The following is a 12,901-nucleotide window of genomic DNA, read 5'->3' as shown; positions in this document are numbered from 1 at the left end:
TCGCAAATTTAAACAAAAAATGTATTGAAAAAACAGTTTCTGCTTATTTTACTTCCTGCATTAATCTTCTAATTAACGGCGTTGTAATAATTAAGACAACACCCGCAATTAAAGAATATAATGCTAGTTGATAATATCCGTCTGTGTAAGCAATAAGTTTAGACATTAACGTAGTTCCTGTATTGGCATCAGACATTTCAGCACCTAATTTCCCTGCAGCAAACTGTCCGAACGCACTCGATAAAAACCATAATCCCATCATCATTCCAAACAAACGCTTAGGAGACAATTTTGTAATTACAGACATTCCGATTGGTCCAATACATAATTCACCAAGTGTATACAAAAGATACCCTAAAGCAAATACATCAAGAGAGCTCAACCCATTTGCATCAACAAAAAATCTGGCACTGTAAAAAATGAAGAAACCAGCTGCAAGCAAGATAAATGACAAACCAAATTTAATAACAGTGTTTGGTTCAATTTTTCGCTTGTAAAGGAAAATCCACAACAATCCTACTAATGGGCTGAAAATAATAACATAAAGCGAGTTTATACTATTATTTACCACGTTTGGATCAATATTGAAGAATAACAATTTGTTTGTTAAGTTATCTTTAGCAAACAAAGATAATGACCCTCCAGATTGCTCTGAGATTGCCATAAACATAAAGTATCCAAAAATAAATACAAATGCCGCTAAAAGTTTGCGTTGTTGTTTAGAGTCTTTTATTTGTATCAATTCAAATAGAAAATATCCTACTGCCGCCGCTCCAATTGTATACATGAAATACTCCGTAAAATCAGAGTTGATTACCATTATATAAACCAATGGAATAACAATAAAAGAACCTACATATACTGCGATCTCATAAAGATTACGTTTTTTAGGCGTATGATTTTCTAATGGAGAATTCCCAATTGGCGCTAAATGCTTTTTTGTTAAAAGAAAAGTTATAACACCAATAATCATTACAATTGCTGCAGAAAGGAAACAAAGACTCCAAGAATAGTTCTTTCCTAAATAAATAGGAATCGCTCCCCCAAGCATTCCTCCTATATTAATTCCTGCATAAAATAATCCGTAACCAGCATCACGGCGGCCATCATTTTCATGATACAACTCACCTACCATTGAAGAAACATTCGGCTTAAAAAAACCTGTCCCAATAATAGAAAGTGTTATTCCGTAATAAAAGAAATCATGCGGCGAAGCTGCAATAAGCAAGTTCCCCAAAATCATGACGATACCTCCAAAAAGAAGTGATTTCTTAAAACCTAGTATTTTATCAGCAAAAATTCCACCAATAAAAGTAAATGCATATACAAAAGCCTGAATTGCTCCATATTGCAAATTTGCTTTTCCTTCCACCAGACCTAATTGGTCTACCATAAAGAAAGCTAAAACACCACGCATTCCGTAGAAACAGAAACGTTCCCACATTTCAACCAAAAACAAGTACCACAATTGTTTTGGGTACTTGCCTTTAAAATTTTGAATTTCTTCTAAAGTAATATTGTTTTCCATTTTATATTTTATCTAACACCGTGCATTAATTTTTTCAATAGTGGCGTTAAAGCAAATAATAAAATTGCTGCAATACCTGTCAGGACAACAAAAACCATAAAGAATTCATATAAATTATGGATTTCAAATCCTGCAAAAATTGGGTTTTGAGCACTAATTTGATGATGATCTAATAAAGACAACTGATCTGCTGTCAATGTGATTTTTTTATCTAAAACCGCCTGAAGATCTATTCCAAGTTCTTTTGCTTTTGCAAATTTATCTCCGGTTGCCGGCAAGATAGAACCTAAAGTTCCTCCTAAAGCATAACCTGATGCATTAGACAAAAAGAATACTCCGTATAACAATGATGCAAAACGTTTTGGAGACAATTTACCCACCAACGACAAACCAATTGGAGATAAACATAACTCAGCACATGTATTTAAGAAATATAATAAGATAAGCCATTTTACTAATAAAAGTCCTGAAGTTCCGATATAAGAAACCTGAGTCGCAATCATAAAGAAACTCACAGAAATTATCACTAACCCAGCAGCTAATTTTACAGGTGAGATTGGCTCTTTGCCTTTAGCTCTTAAAGTATCCCAAAGAACACTAAATGGAACTGCTAAAAACACAACAAACATACCGTTAAAAATTTGAACCATCGATGGCGGCATTGCCCAGCCAAAGAAATGTCTGTCTGTTTGGTTATCAGCAATAAAAGTCAAAGATGAACCTGCCTGCTCAAACGCCGCCCAGAAGAAGATAATAAAGAACGATACGATGTAAATTACAATAATTCTGTCTCTTTCTACTTTAGTCAAAGAAGTATCAGAAATGATCAATCCTGCCAATGCAAGACCACTTGAGTAAATCAAAGTATAAATTAAGTTTTGACCTACAACATAGTGGAAAAAGAATCCTAAAGCAATAAATGCTACTCCTGCCATAGCAAGAGCTTTATTAGAAAAGTTTGCTTTTTGTGATTCTCCTTCTTCAAAATCTGAAGCATCATTTTTTGAAGGAAGTCCTCCTAGTGGTTTTCCTTCCGGAGAAACTACATATTTATTTTTTAAGAAGTAAAAAAGAATTGTACCTAACAACATTGCTGCAGAAGCCGCCATGAATCCCCATCTAAAAGCATGGATATCTCTAATACCGCCCGCATCTTTGACATCTCCTAACAAAGGACAAATAGACTGACCTAAGAATGCCCCAATGTTAATCCCCATATAGAAAATAGTGAAAGCACTATCTAATTTTGTTTTTTCTTGTTTTGGATACAAACTTCCAACCATACTAGAAATGTTTGGTTTAAAAAATCCATTTCCAAAAACAATTACTCCTAATGCAGAGTACATAATAATTTTTGCCAGATCTAAATTTGACTCAAAAACACTTCCGCTGGTAAACAAAAGCATTTGCCCTATTGCCATTAATAATCCGCCTAATAGAATACAATTTCTGTTTCCTAAATAACGGTCAGCAACAAAACCACCCAGCATTGGTGTTAAATAACAAAGTCCAAGGAAACCTCCATAAATTAGAGACGCTTCTTCTTCTTTCATCAATAATGAATTCACAAGAAATAAAGTTAATAAAGCGCGCATTCCATAAAAATTGAATCGCTCCCACATCTCCGTTCCGAATAGTACCCAAAGACCTTTTGGATGCGCAGTTTTTACTTGAGTTTCTCCCATATTTTCATTATTATTTTTAGGTTAATATTGTTTTAGATTATAAATTTTCTTTGATAAAATTGGTCATTTTATTGTAAAGCTGAACTCTTGTTTTTCCGCCATAAATACCATGATCTTTATCTGGATAGATTTGAGAATCAAATTGTTTATTTGCCTGAATTAAAGCTTCCATCATCTGCATTGTGTTTTGAACGTGAACATTGTCATCGCCAGAACCATGAATCAATAAGAACTTTCCTTTCAATTTATCAACGTGATTTATAGGAGAGTTTTGATCGTATCCGCTTGCATTTTCTTGTGGAGTCTGCATGTATCTTTCGGTGTAAACACTATCATAGAATCTCCAGTTTGTTACAGGAGCGACAGCAATTGCCATTTTAAACACATCATTTCCTTGGAAAATACAGTTAGATGCCATGAAACCACCATAACTCCATCCGAAAATTCCAATTCTTGAAGCATCAACATATGGATAAGCACCAATTACTTTTGCTGCATCGATTTGATCTTCAACTTCGTATTTTCCTAATTCTTTTTGAGTCACCTTTTTGAAATCAGCCCCTTTGTAACCTGTACCTCTTCCGTCAACGCAAGCCACAATATAACCTCGCTGCGTTAATGAAAGAAACCAATAATCATTAGAGTTATTCCATTGATTCGCTACCTGCTGCGATCCCGGACCTGAATATTGGAACATAAAAACTGGATATTTTTTTGAAGGGTCAAAATCTTTTGGTTTTAAAATCCAAGCATTCAATTCATTTCCTTTTGCTGTTTTTAAAACAAAGTATTCTTTTGAAGGAAGGTTATATGCTTTTAATTTATCAGCAAGAGCCTGATTATTTTCGATAACCTGAATTTCTTTTCCTGTTTTAGCCTCGTTTAAAGTATAAGTTGTAGGCTGTGTATTACTTGAGTAAGTTGTAATAAAGTATTGGAAATTTGGACTGAAAGTAGCCTCACTTGTTCCTGTTTTTGAAGACAAACGCACTTTATTTTTTCCATCTAAACCAATTCTGTAAAGATCTCTGTTAATAGAACCATTTTCAGTAGACTGATAGAAAATCGTTTTTGTTTTTTCGTCGAAACCGTAGTATGAAACCACTTCCCAGTTTCCTTTTGTAACTTGGTTTTTAAGTTTTCCGTTTTTATCATACACATAGATATGATTAAAACCGTCTTTTTCGCTGGTCCAGATAAAACTGTTGTCTTTTAAGAAAGTTAAATTATCAGTTACATCTACATAAGCTTTATCTTTTTCATTCAAAACTACTTTTGCTGTCGCTGTATTTCCGTCAATAAACAATAAATCCAAATTGTCTTGGTGACGGTTTAAAACCTGTGCACAAAGTACATTTGCATCATTTGTCCACTGCATTCTTGCAATATAAAAATCATTGTAGTTCCCTAAATTTACTTTTTTTGCAGTTCCTGCAGCTACATCATATATATGTAATGAAACTTCTGAGTTTTTTTCTCCAGCTTTAGGATATTTAAAAGTTTCAATTTTTGGATATAAATCTTTATGAAAAATTGACATTGAAAACTCAGGAACCTGACTTTCGTCAAAACGAATGTAAGCTACTTTTTTACTGTCTTTGCTCCAGTCAAATGCACGCACAAAAGCAAACTCTTCTTCGTAAACCCAGTCAGTAATACCGTTAATTACAGCATTTTTCTTTCCATCTGTAGTAATTGGTGTAGATTTTTTTGATGCTACATCATATACATATAAGTTATTTTCTTTTGCGTAAGCGATTTTTGTTCCGTCAGGTGAGAAAGTTGGCTCTTGAATTTGAAAATCAACAAGTTTAATCAGAGATTTTGCCGCAATATCGTAAAGGTAATAATCAGCAGTAAAAGAGTGACGGAAGATTTTAGTAGAATTACAAGCAATTAAGATCTTTTTTTCAGAAGCATCAAAGGTGTAGCTGTCAATTCCGTCGGAAAGTTCTTTATGGTTTTTAGTATCAACAAGATTCGATACTTTTTTCAGCGTAGCAAAATCGTATAAATCAATCTGCATACTTCTGCTCGCCTGGTCAACATTTAAAACAGTATATTGATTTGTATTTTTCAGCGATTGCAGTTCATCCATCCCTTTAGCCCGGAAAGTACCGCCAAAAACATTTTCGACAGTTATTTTTTGCTGTCCAAAAACGACCGCAGTTAAAAATAAAAGTACTGCAGTAAATTTACTTGTATTCATTAGAATTATTTTAAATATAAAAAGAGCCCAATTTTAATAAAAAAAATAAACATAATACACATTTTAAGTGTTAAATGTTAAAAAAAATAACGATTGCGTACTTTCATGTCTGAAATAGATTGCAATCAAAACTCTTAAAATAGTATCTTTGCGGCAACATTATTATTTAATATATTGAGAATGAACAACGCTGTTGCCGGATTTTCTAAATTATCCAAAAAAGAAAAAATTAACTGGATCGCCAATGAATATTTTTCGACTCCTGAAGAAGCCTTAAATATTATAAGAAATTACTGGAATTCAGACGAAAAGCTCCAACAGCTGCATGATGAATTTATTGAGAATACGATTACCAATTTATATATTCCGCTTGGGGTTGCTCCAAATTTTTTGATTAATGGGAAGTATAAAACGATACCAATGGCGATTGAAGAAAGTTCTGTTGTGGCCGCAGCCTCAAAAGCAGCCAAATTTTGGGCTTCACGCGGAGGCTTTAAAGCCACTATAATTGATACCGAAAAAATTGGTCAGGTTCATTTTAATTTTAATGGTGATGCCGAAAAATTACAATCGTTTTTCCAGCAGATAAAACCTAAGTTTTTTTCTGAAACACAAAGCATTACCAAAAACATGCAGGAACGTGGCGGCGGTGTATTAGATATTCAATTAAAAGACAAACGAAATTTACTTGAGAATTACTATCAGCTTCATGCCACTTTTGAAACTAAAGACAGCATGGGAGCTAATTTTATCAATTCATGCTTAGAGCAGTTCGCATCTACTTTAAAAGAAGAATTTCAGCATTCTGATTTATTTTCTGAAGAGGATACACTAACCGTTATCATGAGTATCTTATCGAATTACGTACCTAACTGCCTAGTTAGAGCCGAAGTTTCATGCCCAATTGAAGATTTAGCAGAAAAACATATCCAAAATCCACAGGAATTTGCAGAACGCTTTGTTCAGGCTGTTCAAATTGCCGAAATTGAGCCTTTTAGAGCTGTAACACATAATAAAGGTATTATGAATGGTGTTGATGCTGTTGTACTGGCTACAGGAAATGACTTTAGAGCTGTAGAAGCCGGAGTTCATGCTTATGCTTCAAAAAACGGTCAATATGCAAGTTTATCACATGCTAAAATTGAGGATGGAATTTTTACATTCTGGCTTGAAATTCCTTTAGCACTAGGAACCGTTGGCGGCTTGACTTCGCTGCATCCATTAGTAAAATTATGCATGGAAATGCTTGAAAAACCTTCTGCAAAAGAGTTAATGGAAATTACTGCCGTAGCAGGTTTAGCACAAAATTTTGCAGCATTGCGTTCTTTAACCACAACAGGAATTCAGGAAGGACACATGAAAATGCACTTAAATAATATCATCAACCAGTTTGAAGCTACAGACGAAGAACGTCATTTGATAAAAGCACATTTTAAGAAAACTGCCGTTTCGCATAGTGCCGTAGTTGAATTCATTGAAAGTTTAAGAAAATAATTAGAAGCTGATCCCGCTATTCGCTGCAATCTTTTCCTTTTTAAAGAAAAAAGCAAAAGGATTTCCACTTCTATCGGGGCTAAAAAATACGTATGTCAACAACCTTTTACAGTAACGGAAAATTATTCATCTCTGGAGAATATTTAGTATTAGATGGCGCAGATGCTTTTGCACTGCCAACAAAGTTTGGTCAGGATTTAGTTGTAACAGAAGGAGAAAACCAAATCATAGAATGGAAAAGTTATGACTACGACAAACAGCTTTGGTTTGAAAATGTAATTTCATTTGATGAAGTCATAAACAATGCAGATTCTGAAGTTGAAACTGTAAAAACCACTTTAATTAATATCCTGCACGAAGCTTATCTTTTAAATCCTGAATTTATCAAGCAGTCAAAAGGATATAGAATAACAACGAATCTTACTTTTCCGAGAAATTGGGGATTGGGAACATCTTCGACCTTGATTAATAATATTGCGCAGTGGACCAAAATTAATGCTTTTACACTGCTTAAAAACAGCTTTGGAGGCAGCGGTTATGATATAGCCTGCGCACAGAACAATACTCCTATTTTATATAGGATAGAAAACAATTTTGTTGAACCGGTTATTTTCAATCCGGACTTTACAGAAAACATTCACTTTGTTTATCTCAACAAAAAACAAAACAGCAAAACCGCTATACAAGCTTATAACAGACACAAAGACCAAAATCTAGCAAAGAGTGTTGCCGAAAACAATAAAATAACTAAAGCTATCCTGAATGCTAAAACCTTAAAAGAATTTGCTTATGCAGTAGAAAAGCATGAAATTCATTTAAGTAACATTATGGAGATAAAAACAATTAAAGAAATTGCGTTTCCTGATTTTAATGGTACTGTTAAAAGTCTGGGTGCTTGGGGAGGAGACTTTGTAATGGTGGTTTCAAAAGAAAATCCTAAGGATTATTTTACATCAAAAGGATATGATGTTATTCTCTCTTATGATGAAATGATTTTGCAGGAGTAGTTATCAATCAATAAGCACAATTAAAAATTTACTTTTTGATCATTTTCAACTGGTTCAGATTCTAAACGTCTTACCTTTTCATTTTCCTGTTCGTTAGACTCTATAAGTGTATTATGCAGACGTTCAGCCATTTTCTCAATACTGTTTGTAATAGAGTCGTACACCAGCTCCATTCTGCGGTGTTTTTCTTCTTTTACAGCTTTCAAAACATCTTCTACAAAAACCTTATCGTATTTTTCAGCTACAGAGTCACGGGTATTGGTTAGCCTGATAACGTAATCGTTACTTAAAATTGTCACCTTAAAGTGTTGTTCTTCGTTACTTAAATAATATTTACCACCCAATTCATCAACATTGATGTCGGTAGTGCTAACTTTTAAAAGCTCCGTAATTATTCCAAAAATGTGATTTTCAATTTTAGAATATACTTTTGGTTTTCTTCTTAAAAATTTAAACTTATAAAACATTAAATGTTTGATTATTAAAGTACTTGTTTATAATTCTCTTAGAACTTGCATTAACAAATGTTTGTTAAAATTTAGATTTGTTAGAACAAAAATTCCGACAAATTAACTGTAATATTTTTATAATCACAAATTTTTAAGGTTATATTTCCATAATTCCCATATAGTTAGATAAATTACATAAAACATTTACTACAAAAGCACTTTACAAAAACATTATATACAGAAAAACCCGAAACATTCAATTGAACGTTTCGGGTTTTTTTTTTATTTATTTTACTAAAACTTTCGCTTAGTAATTAAATTGTAATCTGTTATCTTCAATTTTAGCATTGTTTTTCAACGCTGGTAAAATTCTTCCTGCATCAGATGCGCTTTGAGCTTTTACTTTAGCAACATATTCTGCATGGTTTGTAAGAGCCGGAGCTTTTACAGTTTTGATATTTTTTACTACATAAACTCCTGTATTTCCTTCAATTGGAGCAGAAAGTTTGTTAGCAGCTAAAGCAAATGCAGTACCTACAACTTGTGGCTCTTGTCCAACTCCGCCTGGTAAAACAGGGTTATCTAAAGTAACATCAGCAGCTTGTTGTACAGCTACACCAGCACTTTTAGCAATAGCTTCGATGCTTGAACCTGTCATTTTAGCTTTTAAGATTTCTGCTTTTTTCTTGTTTTTCAAGATTGGCTCAACATAAGGTCTTGCCATAGTAACAGAAACTAAACCAGATTTGTTTTCTCCTTTGTATTGAGCAATAACGTGTCCGATATTAGCTAATTCAAAACGTTTAACATCACCTTTATCAGTTTCTTTATCAAATGCCCATCTAACGATGTTTCTTTGAGCTCCTAATGGTCCAAACTGCTCGTCCATAGCTTTTGCAGAAACCGGACCTTCAACTTTTAAACCTAATTCTTTTGCAGTAGCAGCAAAGTCTTTGTCTGCAGCTTCCATTTCGAATTTAGTAGCTAATGTAAATACTTTATCAGAAGTAGCTTCAGAAGGCTCAATTTTTTGAGCAATTGTAGCTAAACGAATTCCGTCTTGTTTGTCTGTAATTTTAATAACGTGGAAACCGAATGGAGTTTCTACTAAACCAACTTTTCCAATTCCGTTGTTGAATACAAAATCATTGAATGGTTTTACCATTTGGCCTTGACCAAAATATCCTAAATCACCACCTTGCTGAGCAGATGAATCATCAGAACTTGTAAAAGCAAGCATCATGAAGCTGTCAGGGTTTGACTGAACTTGTGCTAAAATTTCTTCAGCTTTAGCTTTAGCTTCTTCTTTAGTTCTTTTTTCTTTTTGGTTAGGTGTTTGAGAACCTTCGTAACCAATTAAGATATGACTTGCTTTAGCGTTAACACCAGCTTTAAATCCTAAAGATTTAGAAATTGCATAGTATTTTCCGTAAACATAAGGACCGTAAATTGCACCAGCAGGTAAGCTGAATAATTTATCAGCATCTACAGCTGGAAGAGCATTTTTAGGAACATAAGTAGAATCGTAAGGAACATCAGAATTTGCGTTTACAAATTCAGCAATGTTTGTTGCGTTTCTAAATCCTGGTAATGTATCGTTTTTACCTGTTTTTGCATTGTAAACAACACTTCCAGATAATAAGGCAGTAATTTTAGCTTTAATATCAGCCTCATCTTGTTTTGATGCTTTATCTTCAACTAAAACGTATTGAATTTCACGAGTTTCATCAGCTTTGAATTTTTTCTCGTTTTTCTTCATATAATCTACGATATCTGAATCAGAAATTTTTACTTCACTATCTTTAATAGAAGAGTATAAAGCTCCAGCGTAAGCAAAGTTTACTTTGTTAGCTTCCATTTCATACTTTAACTTTCCTTCACTAGCAGTTGTGTAAAGTCCAGATTTTACTAAAGTATTATAGATTTGAAATTTTGCGTTTAATTCAGCATCTTTTTCTTTATCAGAAATATATTGTGCTGCTTCAGGATTTGCTTTAAAGTAGTCTTTAAATTTAACTACATCAAAAACTCCTGCTGCGTTTAAAAACATAGGGTTTTTACCAATATTTGGGTCTGATTTTAAAACTTCAATTAAGTGTTTTTCACCAACTCTCAATCCTAATTTATCAAACTGAGCTGATAATAATGCGATTGAAACTTCTTGATCCCAAACTCTGTTTGCAGCTTCAGTGGAAGTAATTCCTTGACCACTTTTTTCAAGATTACTAACTTTAACTCTAAAGTCTTCAAATGAAATATCTTTTCCATCGATGCTTCCTACATCTTTTGAACTTTGACTAAATGTTCCTTTACCGATTAGATCTTGTATTATAAATGCAAATAATGCAAGTGCAATAACTCCTATCAATAAAGCGGAACGCTGTCTAATTTTTGCTAAAACTGCCATTTTTATTATCGTTAATTTTATATTCAGTTTGCGAAAATACAATTATCTAGTTAATAACAATACAACTAGCGTTTTATTTTACACAATTTTTTTTAATTATTTAAAAATTTACTCTTTTATTGTCATTTTGACCAATTCAATTTTCTTGTTTGAAGCCTGTTCTATCTTAAAATGGAACCTGTCAATCACAATTTTATCTCCTTTTTGGGGTATTTCTTTGGTAGAATTTACAATAAAGCCTCCTAATGTTCCATATGAATCTTCTTCGGGAATCATGAGTTTGTAGGTTTCATTTAGATATTCGACATCTAAGCGTGTAGAAAACAAATATTTACCTTCACCTAAATCCTGTTCTATCAATTCTTCATCTAAATCGTGCTCATCTTCAATTTCACCAAAAAGCTCTTCAACGATATCTTCAATTGTTACAATTCCGGAAGTTCCTCCATATTCATCTAAAACTACTGCAACGTTTTTTCGCTTTTTAATTAAAATATTTAAAGCGTCTTTTATTAAGATCGTTTCCGGAACAAATTCAACAGTCATTAAAACAGATTTTATGGTCTGCGGTTTTTTAAATAAATCGAATGAATGCACATAACCTACAATATCATCAAGGGAGTTTTGACTTACTACAATTTTTGAATATCCGGTTTCTATAAAAAGCTCTTTTAAATCTGTAACACTGTCAAATAAATCTATTGCTACAAGTTCTGTTCGCGGTGTCATAATATCACGCGCTTTTACTCCTGAAAACTCTAAGGCATTTTGAAAAATCTGAATCTCAGAATCGACTTCATCATCATCTTCAACTGAACTCATTTGTTCTGTAATATAATTACCAAGTTCAACTTTACTAAAATACAATTGTACCTGATCGCCTTCTGTTTTAAAAAACTTCCTTAAAATAAAATCAGATATCCAGATAAAGAACGTAGAGACGTAGTAAAACAGCCTGTAAAAAAGATAAGCCGGAACGGCAAAAATCTTAATTAAGGAATTGGCATAGATTTGAAAAAAAACTTTCGGAAAAAACTCTGCTGTAATCAGAACTATAAAAGTCGAAATTAAAGTTTGAACTAAAATAGTGGTTACGTCTGAAAAATGAAATCCAAGACCTGTTATCCATTTCAGGACAACATCTCCCATATAAAATCCATAAACTACAAGTGCTACATTGTTTCCAATAAGCATTGAAGCTATAAATTTTGAAGGATTTTCGGTAAGTTTTGTTAGAATTTGAGACAGAAAATTATCTTGTTTTTTTTCAATTCCAAGATAAATTTTATTTGAGGAAATAAAAGCTATTTCCATTCCTGAAAAAAATGCTGATAGTATTAAACACAATATTATAATACTAATTTCCATTTTTACTGTTTTTTATTTCGATCGTTATATTTATTAAGAAACCTTCTCCTGAAGAAAAACATAAAAACAGCCATTCCTGCAATAACAAAACTTAAAGGGTAGGCTTCGTTATTTTCGGTAAGCTTTATTACTCCATCATAGATAAAGTAAACTGCAAATAAGATGTAAACGTATTGTGTGTATTTTAAATATCCCATAATTATAATTCTTCGTCTGATTCAAATTCACCGCTTATTCGCTGCGAATTAATCACTTTAAAATCTTTGCTAAAATCAATTCCCTGACCAAAAGAAACTCCTTTAGCATCTGTAAGTTTAAATTTTCTTTCTGTATAAAACCACTCATTTTTTTGATCAAAAAACATTTGTTCTGTTTCCAAAACCTGTCCTGCTTCTGAGGTAATTTTAACTTTTCCCTGTAAATCTATTATACTTGTATTTTTATAAGATACAGCATAATTTGATCTAATAAAGGTACGCTTTTGTTTTTTGTCGTATAAAGTAACATCAATTCCTTTTGGAAATTCTGTAAAAGGGAATTCAAGATTAGAATAATCAAGCATTTTTGAGCTTATCAAAACTCCTGTTATTTTACCAGAATCTGTGTATTTGATATTCACAGTATCGGCATCACTTGCCGGAACAAACTCTGAGAAGTTAATTTTTTGAACTTCTTTAAAATTACTTTCGCATCCAAAAAACAGTGTCACAGCAATAACTGTGACAACGCTAATATATCTCTTTGGTAAATTCAT

The 12,901-nt window shown here is 32.8% G+C and carries 10 protein-coding genes; 2 read left to right on the top strand and 8 right to left on the bottom strand.

The window, feature by feature from the left end:
- Positions 1–43 precede the first annotated feature (43 nt).
- Genes ACTJIW_RS05140 through ACTJIW_RS05130 form a run of 3 tightly spaced genes read right to left on the bottom strand, consistent with a single transcriptional unit; the run spans position 44 to position 5,422 of the window.
- On the bottom strand, positions 44–1,528 hold the full coding sequence (locus tag ACTJIW_RS05140; RefSeq protein WP_012023501.1) for a peptide MFS transporter: 1,485 nt from the start codon (positions 1,526–1,528) through the stop codon (positions 44–46).
- Between the two features lie 8 nt (positions 1,529–1,536).
- Positions 1,537–3,213, bottom strand: coding sequence for a peptide MFS transporter (locus ACTJIW_RS05135; protein WP_012023500.1), 1,677 nt, complete (start codon positions 3,211–3,213; stop codon positions 1,537–1,539).
- 37 nt (positions 3,214–3,250) lie between these two features.
- Entirely contained in the window at positions 3,251–5,422 is a 2,172-nt protein-coding gene (locus ACTJIW_RS05130) for a S9 family peptidase (RefSeq protein ID WP_440714586.1), read from the bottom strand.
- A 180-nt stretch (positions 5,423–5,602) separates the two neighbouring features.
- Between ACTJIW_RS05130 and ACTJIW_RS05125 the strand changes: the two genes are divergently transcribed.
- On the top strand, positions 5,603–6,916 hold the full coding sequence (locus tag ACTJIW_RS05125) for a hydroxymethylglutaryl-CoA reductase, degradative (protein ID WP_440714587.1): 1,314 nt from the start codon (positions 5,603–5,605) through the stop codon (positions 6,914–6,916).
- A gap of 92 nt (positions 6,917–7,008) precedes the next feature.
- Positions 7,009–7,923 carry a GYDIA family GHMP kinase gene (locus tag ACTJIW_RS05120; protein ID WP_440714588.1) on the top strand — a complete coding sequence of 305 codons (915 nt, stop codon included), beginning with the start codon at positions 7,009–7,011 and terminating at the stop codon, positions 7,921–7,923.
- A gap of 20 nt (positions 7,924–7,943) precedes the next feature.
- Here ACTJIW_RS05120 and ACTJIW_RS05115 read toward each other — a convergent pair whose 3' ends face one another.
- The 5 genes from ACTJIW_RS05115 to lptC all read right to left on the bottom strand — a co-directional run bounded on the left by ACTJIW_RS05115 (position 7,944) and on the right by lptC (position 12,901).
- Positions 7,944–8,390 (bottom strand): hypothetical protein, encoded by a 447-nt coding sequence (locus tag ACTJIW_RS05115; RefSeq protein WP_012023496.1) that lies wholly within the window; start codon positions 8,388–8,390, stop codon positions 7,944–7,946.
- Positions 8,391–8,679: 289 nt separating this feature from the next.
- A complete protein-coding gene (locus tag ACTJIW_RS05110) occupies positions 8,680–10,779 on the bottom strand; it encodes a peptidylprolyl isomerase (RefSeq protein ID WP_440714589.1) in 2,100 nt (699 codons plus the stop codon).
- Positions 10,780–10,887: 108 nt separating this feature from the next.
- Entirely contained in the window at positions 10,888–12,147 is a 1,260-nt protein-coding gene (locus tag ACTJIW_RS05105) for a hemolysin family protein (protein ID WP_012023494.1), read from the bottom strand.
- Between the two features lie 2 nt (positions 12,148–12,149).
- Positions 12,150–12,344, bottom strand: coding sequence for a hypothetical protein (locus ACTJIW_RS05100; protein WP_044047564.1), 195 nt, complete (start codon positions 12,342–12,344; stop codon positions 12,150–12,152).
- Positions 12,345–12,346: 2 nt separating this feature from the next.
- Positions 12,347–12,901, bottom strand: a complete 555-nt coding sequence (gene lptC / locus ACTJIW_RS05095; protein WP_440714590.1) for an LPS export ABC transporter periplasmic protein LptC — start codon at positions 12,899–12,901, stop codon at positions 12,347–12,349.

The organism is Flavobacterium sp. 22659 (assembly GCF_052044235.1).
Taxonomy (GTDB): Bacteria; Bacteroidota; Bacteroidia; order Flavobacteriales; family Flavobacteriaceae; genus Flavobacterium; species Flavobacterium johnsoniae.
This window is presented reverse-complemented; position numbering and strand designations above follow the sequence as displayed.

What these genes read in the sequence shown, in the direction of transcription:
- lptC (WP_440714590.1), bottom strand. Translation starts at nt 12,901, where the DNA reads ATGAATTTACCAAAGAGATATATTAGCGTTGTCACAGTTATTGCTGTG.
- ACTJIW_RS05125 (WP_440714587.1), top strand. Translation starts at nt 5,603, where the DNA reads ATGAACAACGCTGTTGCCGGATTTTCTAAATTATCCAAAAAAGAAAAA.
- ACTJIW_RS05100 (WP_044047564.1), bottom strand. Translation starts at nt 12,344, where the DNA reads ATGGGATATTTAAAATACACACAATACGTTTACATCTTATTTGCAGTT.
- ACTJIW_RS05135 (WP_012023500.1), bottom strand. Translation starts at nt 3,213, where the DNA reads ATGGGAGAAACTCAAGTAAAAACTGCGCATCCAAAAGGTCTTTGGGTA.
- ACTJIW_RS05120 (WP_440714588.1), top strand. Translation starts at nt 7,009, where the DNA reads ATGTCAACAACCTTTTACAGTAACGGAAAATTATTCATCTCTGGAGAA.
- ACTJIW_RS05115 (WP_012023496.1), bottom strand. Translation starts at nt 8,390, where the DNA reads ATGTTTTATAAGTTTAAATTTTTAAGAAGAAAACCAAAAGTATATTCT.
- ACTJIW_RS05105 (WP_012023494.1), bottom strand. Translation starts at nt 12,147, where the DNA reads ATGGAAATTAGTATTATAATATTGTGTTTAATACTATCAGCATTTTTT.
- ACTJIW_RS05130 (WP_440714586.1), bottom strand. Translation starts at nt 5,422, where the DNA reads ATGAATACAAGTAAATTTACTGCAGTACTTTTATTTTTAACTGCGGTC.
- ACTJIW_RS05140 (WP_012023501.1), bottom strand. Translation starts at nt 1,528, where the DNA reads ATGGAAAACAATATTACTTTAGAAGAAATTCAAAATTTTAAAGGCAAG.
- ACTJIW_RS05110 (WP_440714589.1), bottom strand. Translation starts at nt 10,779, where the DNA reads ATGGCAGTTTTAGCAAAAATTAGACAGCGTTCCGCTTTATTGATAGGA.